The sequence below is a fragment of the Streptomyces alfalfae genome, assembly GCF_004127445.1.
Lineage (GTDB): Bacteria > Actinomycetota > Actinomycetes > Streptomycetales > Streptomycetaceae > Streptomyces > Streptomyces alfalfae.
Window position 1 is genome coordinate 143,858 of record NZ_QEXM01000012.1, and the last position, 18,035, is coordinate 161,892.

The window sequence follows — 18,035 nt, forward strand, 5'->3', positions numbered from 1 at the left end:
TCACCAGGTGGAGTCCGGCGTCCTCGGCCATGTACCGCAGCCGCTCGGCCGGGTAGTCGGGGTCCAGCGGGACGTACGCGCCGCCCGCGGCCAGGACGCCGAGCAGGGCGACGAGCATGTCGGCGGACCGGTCGACGAGCACGCCGACGTTGCGTCCCCGCGCCACACCCCGTCCCCGCAGGCGTGCGGCCAACGCGGTCACCCGCGCGTCCAGTTCGCGGTAGGTCAGCGTGGCGCCGCGGTCGGTCACCGCCACGGCGTCGGGGGTGCGGCGGACCTGTTCGGCGAGGAGCGCGGGCAGCACCCGGCCGTCGGGGATGTCGCGCCGCGTGAGCCGCTGCCGCTCCCGGGCGCGGGCCGTGTCCTCGGCGCTCCGCAGGGACAGCTCGCCGAGGCCGCGGTCGGGGGTGGCGAGGGCCGAGTCGAGCAGCAGGCAGAAGTGTTCGCCGAGCCTGCGCACGGTGTCCTCGTCGAAGAGGTCCGGGTTGTACTTCAGGCAGTAGCGGGCGCCCTCGGGCTCCTCGACGACCTCCAGGGTGAGGTCGAACTCCCCCTCTTGGTGGACGCCGTGGAACACACCGGCGACCGGGCGTACGTCGGTGTCGTCCTCGACCCAGTTCTGGAAGTAGAAGGCGGTGTCGAACAGGCGCGAGGCCCGCAGCTCCTCAGCGAGGCTGAACAGCGGGTAGTCGCTGTGCTCCAGGGCCTCCAGGGTGGTGTCCCGCACCTCGCGCAGCAGGCCGCGGAAGTCCTGGCCGTCGGCGATGTCGTGCTTGAGGACGACCATGTTCATGAAGTAGCCGAGGACGTCGGCGTAGCGGGCGGAGGGCCGTCCGGCGACCGGGGTGCCGATGAGGATGCGGTCCTGCTGGGAGTAGCGGTGCAGGAGTGTCGTGTAGACGGTGAGGAGGACCGCGAAGAGGGAGGTCCGCTCGTCGCCCGCGAGTCGCCGCGCCGCCCGGACACGTGCCGCGTCCAGGCGCCCCTCGACGGAGGCGCCCCGGTAGCTGGGCGCCGCCGGGCGGGGCCGGTCGAAGGGGAGGTGCAGCGCGGGCAGGTCGCCGGAGAGCCGGCGCAGCCAGTACGCGCGCAGCCGCTCGCCGCGTTCCGAGCCGAGCAGCTCCTTCTGCTGGTCGACGAAGTCGGCGAAGGTGGCGGGCGGTTCGGCGGCGGGCGCCTGTCCTCGGTAGAACGCGGACAGCTCGCGCAGGAAGACGGCGATGGAGAGGCCGTCGAAGACGATGTGGTGGAAGGTGAGCAGCAGCACCTGCCGGGCGTCGGCGAGGGTGAAGAGGGTGACCCGCAGCAGGGGCCCGCGCGCCAGGTCGAACGGTTCGCGGGCACACTCCCTGGCCGCCTCGCGCACGGCGTCCTCGGACACCGTGTCCAGCGCGCGCTTGGTGAACGCGAGTGGCTGGTGCGGCTCCACGATCTGGTGGTCGCCGTCGAGGCGGGCGCGGAGCTGGGGGTGGCGGTCCACCATGGACCGCAGTGCCTCGCGGAGGGCGGCCGGGTCGGTCTCCGGTTCCAGCCAGAACGCGAGCGGCAGGTTGTAGGCGTACGTGCCGGGGGCCGTCTGCTCGATGACGCTCAGCGCACGCTGCCCGGCCGACAGGGGGAAGCGGACCGGCGCCGCCGGGGCGGTGTGCTCGCTCACGGCACCGGTCAGGCCGCCGATGTGGTCGCTCAGCTCGCGCAGGGTGGCGTGCTCCAGCAGGTCGCTCAGCCGCAGCCGGACGCCGAGGTCCTCCTCGATCACGGTGGCGATCTTCATGCCGCTCAGCGAGTCGAAGCCGTAGTCCGCGAGGGCCCGGTCGGGGTCGACGGGCTCGTCCAGTTTGAGGGTGGCCGTCACGATGCCGCGCAGCCGGTCCAGCGGGCCGTGGCCGGAGGGGGTGGCCACGGCGGGCAACGCGGCCTTCCCGGACGAGGCCGCCGGTGCGCGGTGGCCGGTGTCCGCGTTCACGCCGATGATCACGTGCTGGCCGAGGTGGGCGCCCCGGTCGAGGACCAGGGCGTCGGCGAAGCCCTCCTCCAGGAGGAGCCGCTGCCAGGTCTGCGCGGTGGCCAGGGGCGCGTCCTTGATGCGGAGCGCCTCGTCGGTGAAGGCCCACCAGCCGTCGAGGACACCGCCGGTGACGGTGATGCTGCTGCGGATCGCGGTCAGTTCGTTGAGGACGAGCCTGCCGCCGGGGCGCAGGAGCTCCCGCGCCTTGCGCAGGGTGGCGCGCAGGTCGCCGGTGGCGTGCACGACGTTGGTCGCCACGACGATGTCGACGCTGCCGGGGGTGTATCCCTGGTCCGCCAGGTCCCGTTCCAGGTTGAGCGTACGGAACCGGGTGAACGGGTGGCGCGTGCCGAACCGCTGCTCGGCGCTGTCGAGGAACTGCGGCGAGATGTCGGTGAAGACGTACTCCGCGCGGTCGGCCCAGGTGGCGAGGGCGGGCAGCACGCGCTCAGTGGTCGCTCCGGTGCCCGCGCCGAACTCGACGACGCGCAACCGCTCGCCCGCCGCCAGTTCGTCGACGCGCTGCCGGGCGTGGTCGGTGACCGCTTCGGCGACGAGTTCGTTGAGGGAGTCGGTGAGCGGGTTGCCCCGGTAGAAGTCCTGGACGAGGTCCATCGACGCGTTCGGGAACATGATCTCGGTCGCGCCGGTCTCACCGCGCAGCACCTGCGGGTAGCTCCGCAGGAAGAGGCGGGTCAGCTCCACCGTGGCCCTGATGTCCGGGTGGTCGGCCGCGATCCGGTCGAGCTCGCGCTCGGCGTGCTCGATGCCGGTGTCCGCGTCGGCGGCCCCGGCCACGTCCGGGTGCGCGCCCCCGTTCCCGGCCGCGGGCGCGTCGGCGGCCAGGACCTCCACCGTGTCGCCGCGTACGGTCAGATGCCCGGCGTCGGCGAGGATGTTGAGCAGCGCCGCGTGCAGCCTGTGGTACTTGGGCACGATGCCGAGCCGGTCCGCGAGCGCCGTGACGCTGTCGCGCTCGCCCTGCCGGGTGAAGGCGCCCATCCGCCGGTAGACGCCGAGCAGCGCCCCGTCGCAGAGCGCGGACAGGCGGTCGTAGCCCTCGATGACGGCGTCGGCGCCCGGCCCGGCCGGTGCGGGCGCGGTGAACCGCTCGCCGAGCGGGGAAGCCCGGTGGCCGAGGGCGGCCAGGGCCCGCAGGTCGGCGCGGATCGGCATGACCTGGACGGGCCCGCAGGACAGCACCCGCTCCAGGCAGTCGAGTCCTTCGCGCACGCCGAACTCGGCGACGCCCGTCCTGCGGAACACCTCCTGCAGCCCGGGCTGCGCCCCGGAGCCGACGCGCCCCCAGTAGCCCCAGTTCACCACCCGGACGGGGTACGGGAGCCGGGTCGCGAGGTGGCGTCCGTAGGCGTCGAGGAAGGAACTGGCCGCGACGTAGGCGGCGTTGCCCGCCGCGCTGACGAAGGAGCCGACCGAGCTGAAGAGGGCCAGGAAGTCCAGGGGCTCGTCGCCCAGCGCCTCCATGAGCGCGAGGGCGCCGTCGACCTTGGCGGCGAGGGCCGCCCGCAGCTCGGGTTCGGTGAGTTCGGCGATGGTGCTGGCGTTGAACGTCATGGCCGCGTGGAAGACGCCGTGCGGTGCGCCGAACCGCCGCTTGGCCTCGGCGACGGCGGCGGCCAGCGCCGCGGGGTCGGAGGCGTCCGCCCGCAGGTGCAGCAGCTGTCCCCCGGCCTCACGCACGCGCTCGGCGGTGGCCCGCTGTTCGGCGTCGAGTTCGCCGCGGCTGATCCACACGACGCGGGCGCGGTGCCGCTGGGCCAGTTCCTCGGAGAGGGCGCGGCCGATGCCGCCGCTGCCACCGACCATGAGGTAGACGCCGCCGGTGCGGTAGGGCGGGCGGTGCGGGGCGGGCACGGGAGTGCGCACGAGCTGTCGTACGTGGCGGCGGCCCGCCCGCAGCAGGACGGCGCGCCCGGCGGGGTGCGGGGGCTCGGCGAGGAGTGCGGGCATGGCGTCCGCGGGTTCGGCGCCCTCGATGTCGACGCAGGTGATGTCGAGGTGGGGGCATTCGGCGGCGAGGACCTGGGCGTAGCCGAGGATGCCCGCCGCGTGGGGGTTGTCGTCGTGGGCGCCGGCGGTGACCACGGTGATCCGGGGGCCGGCGCCATGGGTGCGGAAGAGGGCGAGGACGCCGTCGCGCAGGGCGGCTTCGAGGCTGTGGGGCCGGCGCAGTCCGCCGAGGTGGTACAGGTGCCGCACGGGCCGGGCGAGCAGTCCGGCCGGGTCCTCGCGGTCGAGGCGGAGGAGGCGGGCGCCGGGGTGGTGGCGGAGTAACGCCTCGGCGAGCGCGTCGGGTTCGCCTGCGGTGAGGACGGCCACCTCGTGGCCCGGGGTGGCGCCGGGACTGTCGGCGGTGCGGTGCGCGGGCCCGGGAAGCTCCCCCGGGCACCAGACGGGCTGGTAGAAGCCCAGCTCCGGGATGTCGTCGCGCGGCTCCGCCACGGCCGGCGGCGCGGCTTCGGCGGAGGCGGGTAGGGATTCCCTCGCGGAGGTGCGTATGGGGCCGGTGGCTATGGGCTCGGCCCGTATCTCCTCTGGCGGCGGCCCCGTGTGCCCCGTAGGTGTGGAGGCGTCGCCTACGGCCCCCGCCACCCGCGAGGGCCCCGGTATCCAGTAGCGCTTGCGGGCGAACGGGTAGGTGGGCAGGCCGATGCGGCGGGCACCGCTGTCGGGCCACCGGGCCGCGGCGCCCTGGGTCCACAGCCGGGCGGCCTCGGTCAGGTCGCTGTCGGAGAGGGCGCGCGTGAGCCGGTCGGCCGCGTCGGCGGCCAGCAAGCGGCGACCGCGGGAGGCGTCGTTCAGCGCGATGCCGCTCTCCACGCCGTCCGCGACGTCCCGCAACACCGAGCGCGCGTGCGCCAGCTCGCGTGCCGGGAAGGCGAGGCGGACGTCGAGCTGCTCCCTGCCGACGCGCAGTGTGTGCGCGACGTCGGCGAGGGACGGCGCGGACCCGTCGCGGGCCAGTTCCCGCAGGGTGGTCCTGCCGGAGACGGTCGTCGCCAGGCCGAGGCGCTCGCTGAGCCCGGTCAGTTCGGCGGCGCCGAGGCCGTACTCGGCGAGTTCGAGGTCGGCGTCGAGGTCGTGCGGCAGGACCCGGAGGACGTCGGCGGCCACCCGGACGCACTCGTCGAGCGTCCGCCCCGTGACCGGCTGCCGGTCGAGGAAGTCGGCGAGGTCGCGGGCGTAGGCCCGCAGCCGCTCCTCGCTCAGCGCGGACAGGACGATCAGTTCCTCCCGCGGCTCCTCCCGCCGTTCCTCGCGCGCACCGCCGCGCGCGGGCGTGCCGCGGCCGTCCGAGGGGGCCACGTACTCCTCGACGATCAGGTGGGCGTTGGCGCCGCCGCCGCCGAAGGAGCTGATGCCGGCCCTGCGCGGCCCTTCCGTCTCCCGCCCGTCCCGGTCGCGCAGCACGGGGCGGCGCCAGGGCGCGGCCTCCTGCTGTACGTGGAAGGGGGTGCCGGTCAGGTCGATGTCGGGGTTCAGCTCCGCCGAGTGCAGGGACGGTGGCAGGACGCCGTGCTTGAGCTGCATCAGCACCTTGGTCAGGCCCGCGATGCCGGCCGCCGACTCCAGGTGCCCGATGTTGGACTTGAGGGAGCCGACGGCGCAACCGCCCGGCGCGACGTGCCCGTCGGCGTCCGCACGGAAGGCCTCGCGCAGTCCGGCGATCTCGATGGGGTCGCCGAGGGGGGTGCCGGTGCCGTGCGCCTCCACGTAGCCGACGGTGTGCGGTGCGACGCCGGCCCGGCGCAGGGCCGCGGTGATCACCTCGGCCTGGGCGGTGGGGTTCGGCACGGTGTAGCCGCTGGTCTTGCCGCCCGCGTTGATCGCCGACCCCTTGAGCACCGCGTAGACGCGGTCGCCGTCGGCCTCCGCCGCCCGCAGGGGCTTGAGCAGGACGGCGCCGACCCCTTCGCCGTCGACGAAGCCGTCCGCGTGGGCGCCGAAGCTGCGGCACATGTCGCCGCGGGAGATCATCTGCCGGTCGGCCAGCATCCGCAGGTGCATGGGGTGCAGGACGAGGTTGACGCCGCCGGCGATCGCCGTGGCGCACTCGCCGCGGCGCAGGCTCTCGCAGGCCAGGTGAATGGCGGTCAGCGACGCGGAGCACGCGGTGTCGACGGTCAGGCTCGGTCCGCGCAGGTCGAGGACGTACGAGACCCGGTTGGCGATCGACCAGTGGGCGGAGCGCGCGTGCGTGTGCTCACCGAAGGCGCTGCTGTGCCCCGCGAGCCATTCGTAGTCGTTGTTCATCACCCCGGCGAACACGCCCACCGCGTCGTGCTCGCCGAGCCCGCGCGGGCGGTACCCCGCGTCCTCGATGCTCGCCCAGGCGGTCTCCAGGAAGAGGCGCTCCTGGGGGTCCATCTCCTCGGCGTCGGAGGGGGAGATCTGGAAGAGCAGCGGGTCGAACTTGTCGACGTCGTCGAGCCAGCCGCCCCACTTGCTGTACGCGCGGCCGTCCTTGCCGTCCGGGTGGTAGTGCGCGTCCACGTCCCAGCGGTCCGGGGGCACCTCGCTGACGCAGTTGCGGCCCTCGACGACGTTGCGCCACAGCTCGTCCGGTGTCCGTGCCCCCGGGTAGCGCCCCGCGAGGCCGATGACCGCGACGTCCTCGGTGGGGCGTCTCGGCGCGGTGGCGGGAGCGGCCTGGTGCCGTACGGATGCCAGCAGCTTCAGGAGAAGAGCACGCTTGTCGTCCATAGACCTTCGTCTCATCCGGGTGCCTTGCGGCTCGAATTAGGGCGGCCCACAGCACCGCACCACAATGCGGTGCGGTCCAAGGTGAACAATTCGTCAATCAGGGCTGAAGGGATTCAGCGCCGAGCGGGACCATCGGCTCGCGGTCGGCCTACATGAGACGGAACTCACGTGCGCGGGGAAAGGGCGCCCGCCGCTGCGGCGAGGCGTCGATCAAGGGATTGACCGGATGAACTGTCACGGGGCCGACCGGGCAATGGGAATTGACGCGGGCGACGACTCCACTTGCATCACTGTCCGTAGGCATGCTCAGTGGTCGACCCCCCGTCAGCTTCATCGGTCAACCGGAATCTAACACTTGATATCCAGCAGCGGCAACCATGTGATCATTCACGCTCCCACTACTGATCAGTCATTCAACTAATGGCCGCTAAACCCTCATCGGCCAGCGAAAACAACTGCCCCGCAGGCTTCCGTTCGGCGGCGCCGAGAGGCACCCCGGACGGTTGTTTCCGGACACGACAGCTGCCGCGACCCGGCAACCTCCCGGTAACCCGGACCAGTTGGCGCGCACACCGTCCGTAGCGCGCAGCCGCCACCAGTCCGTCCGGTTGCGCCCGATTACAGCACCTTGAGCCGCTTTTGAGTGACGGCCCGACCCGCGCTCCCGACCCTCCTCACGCACGCCGACAGACGGACGATCCGCACCCCGGCAGAGGCGTGCGGACCGAACCCGGAAAACCATTCCCCACCTGCCCGCGACATATTCACGGAAGATGAAGAACGTACGGAAAAAGAGAGAAGCCGCAGGCTGTCCCGCATTCGAGGCGGAGTCCCGGGATTCGGGGACTATTGGCCCCTGGCGCCGCCCGGGAACAATCATGCTACGGTCGTCCGGCGTCGGATGAAGGGGAGGAACGTGGCGTCGCATTGCGGCCCTTCGATCGTCTCACCGACCGGTGTCCCCAGTTTCCGGAATGCAGCATTCCACCGTGCTGAGACCACACGGTGACGCCCCACAGTGATGCCCACATCGATGCCTCACAGTGACGTCGATCGCGACGCCGCACGGCGATATCCCCGCGCGGTCCTCGCGCGCCGAGCGGAAGTCCATACCCGCTTCCCGAGCGAACCATTCATATATGTCGACCACCAGGCATGGGGAGGTATGCGGTGACAGAGGAAGATCCCACCCCGCGGCTGGCCGTTCTCGGCGCCGGCGTCATGGGGGTCAGCATCACCACACTCGCCCTCGGCCAGGGCGTTCCCGTGGTCCTGATCGAGACCGATCCGGCGAAGCGGGCGGACGCCCCGGCCCGGATCGAGCGCGAACTGCGCACGGCACAGCTCATGGGCGTCCGCTCCGAGCGGCCCCGCGCCGAGCTGGTCACCGGCCGCTCCCCGGCCGACTGCGCGGACGCGGACGTGGTGATCGAGGCGATCACCGAAGAGGCCGGCCTCAAGACCGCGGCGCTGACCGAGGTGAGCCAGGTCGTCGGTGCGGACACCGCGCTCGTCACCAACACCTCCTCCATCCCCGTGGACGAGCTGGCGGCGAAGCTCCCGCGCCCCGATGCCCTTCTCGGGGTGCACTTCATGAACCCCTCGTATCTGATCGGCACCGTCGAGGTGATCCGCGGCTCGCGCACCTCGCCCGCTGCCGTGGACTCGGTCGGGCGGCTCCTCACCGCGCTCGGGCGGCGCGGCGTGTTCGTCGGCGACGGCCCCGGCTTCGTGACCAGCCGCGTACTGCACCGCATGATCAACGACGCGGCCCGCGTCGTGCAGGAGGGCCGGGCGAGCGCCGAGGACGTCGACACGCTGATGCGCGACTGCCTCGGCCACCGCACCGGGCCGCTGCGCACCGCCGACCTGATCGGCATCGACAACCTCGTGGACTCCCTGCGGGTCCTGCACGAACGCACCGGCGACGAGGGCTGCCGCCCGTGCGGACTGCTCCTGGAGAAGGTCGCCGCGGGCGAGCACGGCCGCAAGAGCGGCAAGGGCTTCTACACCTATACGGGGGTGGTCTCCTGATGGCCGGTCAGCTCGCCGTGGACGAACCGCTCCTGGACTACGTACGGCAGATGTCGCTGCGCGACGACGACGTGCTGCGCGAGCTGCGCGCCGAGACCGCGGGCATGCCCATGCTCCAGGCCATGCTGGTCCTGCCGGAGGAGGCCCAGCTCCTCGCCCTCCTGGTACGGGTCACCGGGGCGCGCCGCGTCCTGGAGGTCGGCACCTTCACCGGTTACAGCAGTCTGTGCATGGCGCGCGCCCTGCCGCCCGGCGGCAAGGTCGTCACCTGCGACATCAGCGAGCGCTGGACCGCCGTCGCCCGCCGCTACTGGGAGCGGGCCGGGGTCGCGGACCTGATCGACCTGCGGCTCGGCGACGCCGCCGAGACGCTCGACGACCTGGACGCGCGGCACGGTCCCGGCAGCTTCGACCTGGCCTTCCTCGACGCCGACAAGGCCCACTACGTCCGCTACTACGAGCAGGCGCTCGCCCTGGTCCGCCCCGGCGGACTGCTCGTCCTGGACAACACCCTCTTCTTCGGCAAGGTCGTCGACCCCGCCGCGCAGGACCCGGACACCCTGGCCATCCGTGAACTCAACGCCCTGCTGCGGGACGACGAGCGCGTGGACATCTCCATGCTCGCCGTCGCCGACGGCCTGACCCTCGTCCATAAGAAGCCCTGAGAGGAAGCACGGAGATGAGCGAGCCCACCACCACCCCTCCCCTGTCGGCGGAGCACGTCAGGACCGAGCTGAAGCGGTTCCTCGAAGAGCGCACCAAGACCGACTGGGCGGTGGACACCGACCTGTTCGCGACCGGCGGCGTCTCCTCCCTGTTCGCGATGGAGCTGGTGGTCCACGTCGAGAAGACCTTCGGCATCGCCGTCGAGGGCCCCGACCTGCGCATCGACAACTTCCGCACGGTCGACGCCATGACGGCCCTGGTGCTCCGGCTCGCCGAAGCGGGCTCCGGTGAGTGACGAACTCGCGGCCCTGATCGGCGCGGAGATCGCCGACCGGGCCGCGGGGTGGGACCTGGCGGGGGCGATCCCCCCGGAGGTGCTGCGCGGGCTCGGCGCCAAGGGCGCGCTCTGCGCCGAGGTGCCCGCCGAGTACGGCGGACGCGGTCTGACGGGCCGGGCCAACGGTGAACTGACCTCGCACGCGGGGGCGTTGTGCAGTTCGCTGCGGTCGGTGATGACCTCACAAGGCATGGCCGCCTGGACCATCCAGCGCTTCGGCACCCGCCGTCAGCGCTCCGCCGAGCTCACCCGGCTCACCTCGGGCGCCCTCGCGGCCGTGGCGTTCAGCGAACCGCAGGCCGGCAGCGACCTCTCGGCGATCGCCACCACGATCACGGACGACGGCGACGAGGTCGTCCTGAACGGACACAAGGTGTGGTCGACCGCCGCCGCCTACGCCGACGTCGTCGTCGTCTTCGGCCGCTACCAGGACGGCGCGGCGGCCGTCGTGGTCCCCACCGACACCCCGGGCGTCACGGTCAGCCCCGTCGCCCAACCCCTCGGCTGCCGTGCGGCGGGCCACGCGGACGTGGTCCTCGACGGCGTACGGCTGCCCGCGGACCGCGTGCTCTCGGGCACGAGCCAGTCGCTCGGCCTGCTGACCACCCTCGCCCTGACCTACGGCCGTCTCTCCGTGGCGTGGGGATGCGTCGGCATCATCCGCGGCTGTCTGCGGGCCGCCGCCGCCCACGCCCGCCGCCGCGAACAGTTCGGCAAGCCGCTGGCCGAGCACCAGCTCGTCGCCCGGCACCTGTCGGAACTGCTCGTCGCGGAGCAGACCGCCACCCGGGTGTGCGAGCACGCCTCGGACCGCTGGGACAGCGGCTCCCCCGAGGTGTCGGGTGAGGCGGTGCTCGCCAAGCACGTCGCCGCGGGCCGCGCGGCACACGCCGCCGCCACGGCGGTGCAGGTGCTCGCCTCGGCGGGATCGGTGGACGGCGAAGTGGTGGCCCGTGCCTACCGGGACGCCAAGTTGATGCAGATCATCGAGGGCAGCGACGAGATCTGCCAGCTGATCCTCGCGGAGCGCGCGCTGGAGGGTGTGGCATGACGACGGCTGCCGAAGGCACCGGGACCGCGGACGCGGGCATCGGCATAGGCGCGATCCACTGCCTGCTGCCCGACGAGCGCGTGGCCGTGGCGGACCTGCCCGAACTGGCCAGGCTCACCGACGAGGAGCTGAAGTTCGCCGAGCAGGCCGGCATCAAGTCGGTCGGCGTCTTTCCCGACACCGAGCCGACCGAACTCGCCGCGCGGGCCTGCCGGGAACTGCTCGCCGCGCATCCCGGCGCCCCCGACCTCATGCTGCACATCGGCTCCCGGGCCCCGGACGTCCTGATCGGCTCGGACTCGGGCAAGATCGCCCACCTCGCCGGGCTCACCGGCACCTTCCCCTTCACCGTCGACGGCCTGGGCTGCGCGGGCTCGTCGGCGGCCTGGGCGCTCGGCAGGGACCTGCTCATCGGCGACCCCTCCCGGCACAGCGTCCTACTCACCTACGGCAGCCGGCCCACCGCCGCCGACCGGGTGCGCCGCCCCGTCACGGTGATCGGGGACGGGGCGTTCGCCATGACGCTGGTGCGCGGCGGCAGGCCGCTGCTGAAGGCGCACCGCATGGAGACGGACAGCTCCTTCCACGACCTGTTCAAGGTGGAGTACAAGAACAGCCCCTGGTCGCAGTGGCGCGAGGTGTGCGACGACAACGACCGCTACTCCTTCGAGCTGGCCATGCACAGCCGCACCCGGCTCGGCAAGCTCGTCGACCAGGTGCTCGCGGACGCGGGCATCGGCAAGGACGACGTGGCCGCCACGCTGATGCAGAACGTCACCTCCAGCGCCTTCGACTTCTACAAGGCCACGCTGGGGCTTTCGATCCACCCGGTCTGCGCCACCCACCTGGCGGAGCTGGGCCATCTCGGCCCGATGGACGTGGTCCTGAACCTGGACCGCCTCCTCGCCACCGGTGAGGTGGGCCGGGACCAGTACGTCCTCGTCCTGAGCAACAGCCCGGTCGCCGCGTGGACGGTGACGTTGTGGGAGGTGTGAAGCCGGTGACCGAAGCGCAACCGACGATCAAGTGCCTGGTGTGGGACCTGGACAACACCCTGTGGCGGGGCACGCTCCTGGAGGACGGCGAGGTCGCCCTGCACGAGGGCCTGCGGGAGGTGATCGTCGAACTGGACTCGCGCGGCATCCTCCAGGCCGTGGCCAGCCGCAACGACCACGACCACGCCTGGGGGCGTCTGGAGAAGCTCGGGATCGCGGAGTACTTCGTGCTGCCGCGCATCAACTGGGGCGCGAAGTCGGCCTCCGTACGGGCCATCGCCGAAGAGCTGAACTTCGCGCCGGCGACGATCGCCTTCATCGACGACCAGCCCGCCGAGCGCGCCGAGGTCGCTTTCCACCTGCCGGAGGTGCGCTGCTACCCGGCGGAGGACGCCCTCGGTCTGCCCGACCGCCCCGAGTTCACCCCGGCCGTCGTCACCGGCGACGCCCGCAGGCGGCGGCAGATGTACCAGGCGGGTGTCCGGCGGGAGGCGGAGCGCACGGAGCACGTGGGCACCGACGAGGAGTTCCTGCGCTCGCTCGGCCTCGAACTGCGCATCGAGCGCGCCGGTGACGAGGCGATCTCCCGGGTCGAGGAGCTGACCCTGCGCACCAGCCAGATGAACGCGACGGGCGTGCACTACTCCGACGAGGCGCTGCGCGCCCTGGTGGCGGACGAGGAGCACGAGGTGCTCGTCGCCTCGCTCATCGACCGGTTCGGCCCGCACGGCGCGATCGGCGTGATCCTGCTGGAGCGGCGCCCGGCCTCCTGGCACATCAAGCTGCTGGCGACGTCCTGCCGTGTGGTGTCGTTCGGCGTGGGGGCTGCGCTGCTGCGCTGGCTCTCCGACGAGGCCGCCCGCGCGGGGGTCCTGCTGACCGCGGGGTTCCGGCGCACCGAGCGCAACCGCATGATGGAGGTCGCCTACCGCTTCGCGGGCTTCCGCGAGCACACCGAGGACGGACACGAGGCGGAGGACGGCGTCCAGACGCTCGCCCTCGAACCCACCCGGCAGGACGCCCCCGCGCACCTGGCCGTGCTCGCGCCGCGCCCGTTCGGTGACGCGTCCGGTCCCGTCGAATGGGCGCACGCGGAATGACGGCGGAGGCCCGGCCGCCGGGCCTCCGCCGCACGCTCACTCCGTGGCTTCCGCCTCCACCGGCTTGGGGATGAGGAAGGACGTCGCGAAGGCCGCCGCGATGAGGACGACACCGGCGATCATGCCTGCCGAGTACCCGGCGGTCGAGGTCTTGTCGGCCGGCGCCGCGGCGGTCTGCACCGCGTACAGGACGGCGAAGCTGAGCCCGGCGCCCAGGTTGAAGGCGCCCGCGTTCAGTCCGGGCAGGAAGCCCGGGTTCTCCTTCGGGGAGAGCACGATGCCGAGGCCGTTGAGGACGATGTTGCCCACGCCCGCGTAGGTGACGCCGATGAGGACCGAGGCGGCGAGCAGCAGCGGCCGTGAGTCGCCGTGCAGGGTGAGCAGCATCAGCGCCACCGTCACGGCGGAGCCGATGAGCCCGAGGCGCAGGACGCGGCCGTAGCCGTAGGTGGCGGCCATGCGTCCGGCGAGGGGACCCATGGCGAGGCCCGCGAGGGCGTACGGGGTCAGGGTCCACCAGGCGGACTGCTCGGCGCTCAAGCCGAAGCCGGCCCGGGCGTCCTGGGCGAAGGCCGGGATCATCCCGTTCATCACGGCGAAGACGCCGGTCATGGTCAGGACGGTGGTCAGGAGCAGCGCCCAGGTGGAGCGCCGGCGCAGGTGGTGGGTGGCGACCAGCGGGTGGCTGCTGCGGTCCTCGGTGCGCCAGAAGAGGGCGAAGGCGACGGCCGTGACGGCGAACAGGCCGATCACGAGCGGCCAGTTCGCGGCGCCGAGCTTGCCCGCCTCGTTCAGGGCGATGAGGGCGGCGCCGACGGAGACCACCAGGAGGGTGACGCCGGGCCAGTCCATGCGGCGGTCGGCGGTGTCGGCGGCCCGGGACTCCGGGGTGAGGGCGGCGACGAGCAGGGTGGCGAGCGCGGCCACGCCGGCCATCGCCCAGAACACCGACTGGAAGCCGTGGTGGTCGGCGAGGTAGCCGCCGGCCAGGGAGTCGACGCCCGCGATGCCGCCGTTGACGGCGGTGATGACGCCGAGGAGGGTGCCGTACCTCTTGGGCTCGCGCACTTCGTTGCGCAGCATGATCAGGCAGAGCGGCACGGTGGGGCCCGAGACGCCCTGGATGACGCGTCCGGCGAAGAGCATGGGGACGCTCTCGGCGAGCGCGGCGACGACGCAGCCGACGACCATGAGCGCCAGCATCCCGGCGAGCACCTTGCGGCGTCCGATCAGGTCGCCGAGGCGCGGCAGGAAGAGGGAGAAGAGCGCGGCGGAGGTGAAGAACGCGGTCTGGGTCAGGCCGACCTCGGCGGAGGTCGCCCCCAGGGAGTCCTCGATGTTCTTCAGGGCGGGGCTGAGCATGCTCGCGTTGAGCTGGAAGGCGAAGCAGGCCGCGAGCAGCGCGGTGACCAGGACGCCGACGCGAACCGGGCGGGAGCCGCGCGCGCCGCCGGGGGCGGCGGCGGGTTCGGTGACGGCGTTCATGCGCGGACGTCCCCGATCCGCTCCAGGGCGTCCACGACGAGGTCCCAGAACCGCTGGTGGTCGAGGTCGACGGCGACCTGGGTGTGGCAGTCGTCGGGGGCGGGCGCGCGGAAGTCGGTGACGGTCATGCCGAGGGTGAGGGCGCCGGTGAGCTCGACGTCGACCGGGGCCTTGCGGACCGTCATGACGTCGGGATCGATGACGTAGGCGACGGCGCACGGGTCGTGGACGGGCGGCGCGTCGAAGCCCTGGGCCTGGAGGTACATGGCGCCGAAGAAGTCGAGCAGCTCGGTGACGAAGACGGCGGGTTCGGTGCCGACCTTCGCGATGCGCTCGACGACCTCGGGGGTGGCGAGGGCCTGGTGGGTGAGGTCGAGGCCGACCATGGTGACCGGCCAGGGCTCGTTGAAGACGATGTGCGCGGCCTCGGGGTCGATCTTGATGTTGAACTCGGCGACGGGGCTCCAGTTGCCCGTGTGGTAGCCGCCGCCCATCAGGACGACCTCGCGGACGCGCTCGACGATGCGGGGTTCCTTGCGCGCGGCCAGGGCGATGTTCGTCAGGCCCGCGGTGGGCACGAGGGTGATCTCGCCGGGCTCGTGCGCCATGACCGTGTCGATGATCAGGTCCACGGCGTGGCGGTCGTCGAGGGCGAGGGTCGGCTCGGGCATGACGGGGCCGTCGATGCCGCTCTCGCCGTGGATGTCGGGGGCGGTCTCGACCGTGCGGATCAGCGGGCGGGCGCAGCCTGCGGCGAAGGGGACGCCGGTGATGTTCGCGATGCGGGCCACCGACAGGGCGTTGCGGGTGACCTTCTCCAGGGTCTGGTTGCCCACCACCGTGGTGACGGCCACCAGCTCGACATCCGGGTTTCCGTGCGCCAGGAGCATGGCGATCGCGTCGTCATGTCCGGGGTCGCAGTCCAGGATGATCTTTCGGGGCATCGCGGAACCTCTTTGTTCGGCTGAGCCGGCGCGGCGGGGCGACGGCTCGGGAAAACGTTCTCCGAAGACTGTGTGCACGAGTGCGAATTATGTCAATGACGGAAGCCACACCACGGCAAACCGGCCCGGAACGGACAGGTGGCAAAGGTGGGCGACATAGTCCTCATAGGCGGTATACGGCTGCGCGTTCGGGTCTGGTCGGGGCACCCGCCCGCTGATAACGTTTGCCGAAATGTGATCAGCTTGATCGAAAGGTGACCGTGGCGTGGCCGACGTAACGCTGAAGGACGTGGCCCGCGCCTCGGGCTGTTCCATCGCCACGGTCTCCCGGGTCCTCGCGGGCACGCGCCCCGTCGGCGCCGAGACCGCCCACCGCGTCCGGGCCGCCGCCGAGGCGCTGGGCTACCGGCCCAACCACGCGGCCCGAGCCCTGCGCAGCCGCGCCACGGGCACCGTCGGCCTCGTCCTGCCGCAGATCACCAACCCCTTCTACCCCACCCTCGTACGGGCGTTGACGCACGCCCTGCACGCCGACGGCCGGGCCGTGCTGCTCGCCGACTGCGACGACGACCCGGCGGCCGAGGCGGAGCACATCGCCGACCTGCTCGGCAGGCGGGTCGACGCCCTCCTGGTGATCCCGGCGGACGAGGAGCGCAGCCGGGCGGCGGTGGCCGCGGCGGCGGCCCGCGTGCCGCTCGTCCTGATGGACCGTGGCTGCGGGCCCGGCGTCGCCGACTCCGTCGCGGTCGACAACACCGCCGGCATGGCGCTCGTGCTCGATCATCTGGCCGCCACGGGCCGCCGCACCGTCTGCTTCATCGGGGCCGACGGGACGGCGTCGGCCGCCGCCGAGCGGCGCGGCGCCTACGCGGCCGGGGCCGGCGCCCTCGATCCCGGCGCGCCGGGGCGGGTGGCGCTCGGCGACTTCTCCGTGGAATGGGGGCGCGCCGCCGTCGACCAGGTCTGGCCCGCCCGGCCCGACGCCCTGGTCTGCGCCAATGACCTGATCGCGATCGGGGCCCTGCAGCGGCTCCACCGGCTCGGCGCCGACGTGCCGGGCGAGGTCGCCGTCACCGGCTTCGACGACATCCCGATGGCGGCGCTCTCCGCGCCGGGCGTCACGACGGTCCGCCAGCCCGTGGCTCAGCTCGCCGCCGAGGCCGCGCGGCTCCTGGCCCAGCGCCTCTCCGGCGGTGACGCCGGGCCCCAGCGGGCGATACGGCTCGCGCCCGAGCTGGTCGTACGGGAGTCGAGCACGCCGAAGCGGGCGGCGCGCACCCCCGCGTAGCCGTGCGAGCCGCCCGGCTCGAAGGGCCGCTCAGTGCCGTACGCGCCAGGTGAGCGTGTCGGTCAGCCCGCTCCGCAGCTCCGGGGCGCGCACCGCGTCCGTCGGGTCGGTGGCGCGGACGGACAGGGTGTGGGCGCGGCCGTCCGCGGGGACGCCGAGCGCGCGCGGGGTCACGGCGGAGGCGCCCCTGGCCCGCCGCACCTCACGGCCGTCGACGGACCAGCGGAGCCTGACGCCGTCGGCGGCCTCCACGCCCACCTTCGTGCCGCGCCGCACGGCACGGTCCGTGGGGGTGACGGCGGTCAGGACCGCGGCGTGCCGGTGGAAACCCGCGATCATGGCCTCGCGTCCCGGCAGGTTGAACTCGCGGCCGAGCGTGCGCATGATCGAGTCGGCGGTGGGCCGGTAGAGGCCGCTCGGGTGGTAGCCGCCGCCCTCATAGGCGCCGACGGCGCCGCCGTCCGGCGAGGTCTCGCCGATCCACCGGTACCACTTCTTCTGCTGCGAGACGAGCTGCGCGGCGGTGAGCTTGCTGGTGTTGGCCTCCCGGGGCTCGGCGCCCTGGTGGTCGCCGTACTCGTCGTACCAGTACTCGTCGGCCAGCTTGCCGAGCGAGTGGCCCGTCTCGTGGACGGCGACCTGGTCGGACTGCGCGTTGTCGGAGGACGCGGTGGCGATGCCGTCGTAGCCGGACGGCGAGGTGATGTCGTTGTAGCCCGCGCCGCCATACTTGGCGGAGTTCGACAGGACGATCACCAGGTCGGGGTCGGCGGCCTTCGTCGCGTACGCCTCGACCTTGTGGGTGTCGACGCAGAGCAGCCGCTCGATGCCGTCGCAGAAGAAGCCGGAGCCGAGGGCGGTGTCCTTGACGACGTCGGCCGCGGGGTCGCCGGAGACACCGGACTGCCGGGACACGGCGTCGACGGCCCAGACGTTGAAGAGGCTGTGGTACGAGGCGTACGGCTCCACGGCGGAGATCTTCGACCACTTGGCGCGGACGTCGGCGTGGAAGTCCTCCTGCTCGCCGGCGGTATAGCCGTCGCCGACGAAGACGACGTCGAGCTTGGAGCCGGTGGGCCCCGCCCGCACGATGGGGACGACGTCGCCGTCCCCCTTGATCTCGGCGCGCTCCCTCGCGGAGAGCGGGGCGGCGGCGGGCACCTCGGTGTGCCGGGGGTGGGCGCCGGGCCCGGTGAAGTACTCGACGCGCTCGCTCCCGCGGTCCGCGGGGCCGGAGCCCGCGGCAGTGGCCGTGGAAGCGGGGGCGGTGGCGGCGACGGCCACGGCGAGGGCGACCCCGGTGGCGGCGGTCCACAGGGCGGCGCGTCTGGTCCGGCCGGGTACTCGATGCGTGGGGGGCATGGGCTTCCTTCCGAAGTCCGCGATATAAATGGCGAGTTAA

General features: G+C 72.7%; 11 protein-coding genes (1 of these 11 cut by a window edge). 7 read left to right on the top strand and 4 right to left on the bottom strand.

Features of this window, described 5'->3' with window-relative positions; genetic code table 11:
• Window positions 1-6,733 carry the 5' end (the start) of a non-ribosomal peptide synthetase gene (locus DCW30_RS03310; RefSeq protein WP_076682369.1) on the bottom strand. Its footprint begins 16,727 nt before the window's first position, so only the first 6,733 of its 23,460 coding nucleotides appear in the window; the start codon lies at window positions 6,731-6,733; the stop codon falls past the left edge of the window.
• Between the two features lie 1,155 nt (window positions 6,734-7,888).
• Between DCW30_RS03310 and DCW30_RS03315 the strand changes: the two genes are divergently transcribed.
• From DCW30_RS03315 to DCW30_RS03340, 6 genes are read left to right on the top strand one after another with little or no spacing between them, the layout of a single operon-like run.
• Window positions 7,889-8,767 (top strand): 3-hydroxyacyl-CoA dehydrogenase family protein, encoded by an 879-nt coding sequence (locus DCW30_RS03315; protein ID WP_076682371.1) that lies wholly within the window; start codon window positions 7,889-7,891, stop codon window positions 8,765-8,767.
• Window positions 8,767-9,432, top strand: a complete 666-nt coding sequence (locus DCW30_RS03320; protein WP_076682374.1) for an O-methyltransferase — start codon at window positions 8,767-8,769, stop codon at window positions 9,430-9,432. The genes DCW30_RS03315 and DCW30_RS03320 overlap by 1 nt, the downstream gene beginning before the upstream one ends.
• Before the next feature lie 14 nt (window positions 9,433-9,446).
• Entirely contained in the window at window positions 9,447-9,728 is a 282-nt protein-coding gene (locus DCW30_RS03325; protein WP_062777796.1) for an acyl carrier protein, read from the top strand.
• Entirely contained in the window at window positions 9,721-10,821 is a 1,101-nt protein-coding gene (locus DCW30_RS03330; RefSeq protein ID WP_076682376.1) for an acyl-CoA dehydrogenase family protein, read from the top strand. The genes DCW30_RS03325 and DCW30_RS03330 overlap by 8 nt, the downstream gene beginning before the upstream one ends.
• Complete coding sequence (locus DCW30_RS03335; RefSeq protein WP_076682378.1) at window positions 10,818-11,816, top strand: 3-oxoacyl-ACP synthase; 999 nt, start codon at window positions 10,818-10,820, stop codon at window positions 11,814-11,816. Before DCW30_RS03330 ends, DCW30_RS03335 begins: the two co-directional genes overlap by 4 nt.
• Complete coding sequence (locus DCW30_RS03340) at window positions 11,813-12,916, top strand: HAD-IIIC family phosphatase (RefSeq protein ID WP_103557344.1); 1,104 nt, start codon at window positions 11,813-11,815, stop codon at window positions 12,914-12,916. Before DCW30_RS03335 ends, DCW30_RS03340 begins: the two co-directional genes overlap by 4 nt.
• A gap of 36 nt (window positions 12,917-12,952) precedes the next feature.
• Here DCW30_RS03340 and uriT read toward each other — a convergent pair whose 3' ends face one another.
• Both uriT and uriH read right to left on the bottom strand, forming a co-directional pair.
• Entirely contained in the window at window positions 12,953-14,401 is a 1,449-nt protein-coding gene (gene uriT / locus DCW30_RS03345; protein ID WP_076682380.1) for a uridine transporter UriT, read from the bottom strand.
• The gene (gene uriH / locus DCW30_RS03350) at window positions 14,398-15,345 is read right to left on the bottom strand and encodes a uridine-preferring nucleoside hydrolase UriH (RefSeq protein WP_076682382.1); all 948 of its coding nucleotides are present in this window, start codon (window positions 15,343-15,345) and stop codon (window positions 14,398-14,400) included. The genes uriT and uriH overlap by 4 nt, the downstream gene beginning before the upstream one ends.
• Before the next feature lie 265 nt (window positions 15,346-15,610).
• Here uriH and DCW30_RS03355 point away from each other — a divergent pair, with 265 nt between their 5' ends.
• Entirely contained in the window at window positions 15,611-16,633 is a 1,023-nt protein-coding gene (locus DCW30_RS03355; protein ID WP_076682384.1) for a LacI family DNA-binding transcriptional regulator, read from the top strand.
• A gap of 30 nt (window positions 16,634-16,663) precedes the next feature.
• On the opposite strand, the gene DCW30_RS03360 is transcribed toward DCW30_RS03355, so the two are convergent.
• Window positions 16,664-17,995 (bottom strand): M64 family metallopeptidase, encoded by a 1,332-nt coding sequence (locus DCW30_RS03360; RefSeq protein ID WP_076682386.1) that lies wholly within the window; start codon window positions 17,993-17,995, stop codon window positions 16,664-16,666.
• Window positions 17,996-18,035 lie beyond the last annotated feature (40 nt).

What these genes read in the sequence shown, in the direction of transcription:
- DCW30_RS03325 (WP_062777796.1), top strand. Translation starts at nt 9,447, where the DNA reads ATGAGCGAGCCCACCACCACCCCTCCCCTGTCGGCGGAGCACGTCAGG.
- uriH (WP_076682382.1), bottom strand. Translation starts at nt 15,345, where the DNA reads ATGCCCCGAAAGATCATCCTGGACTGCGACCCCGGACATGACGACGCG.
- DCW30_RS03320 (WP_076682374.1), top strand. Translation starts at nt 8,767, where the DNA reads ATGGCCGGTCAGCTCGCCGTGGACGAACCGCTCCTGGACTACGTACGG.
- DCW30_RS03335 (WP_076682378.1), top strand. Translation starts at nt 10,818, where the DNA reads ATGACGACGGCTGCCGAAGGCACCGGGACCGCGGACGCGGGCATCGGC.
- DCW30_RS03360 (WP_076682386.1), bottom strand. Translation starts at nt 17,995, where the DNA reads ATGCCCCCCACGCATCGAGTACCCGGCCGGACCAGACGCGCCGCCCTG.
- uriT (WP_076682380.1), bottom strand. Translation starts at nt 14,401, where the DNA reads ATGAACGCCGTCACCGAACCCGCCGCCGCCCCCGGCGGCGCGCGCGGC.
- DCW30_RS03315 (WP_076682371.1), top strand. Translation starts at nt 7,889, where the DNA reads ATGGGGAGGTATGCGGTGACAGAGGAAGATCCCACCCCGCGGCTGGCC.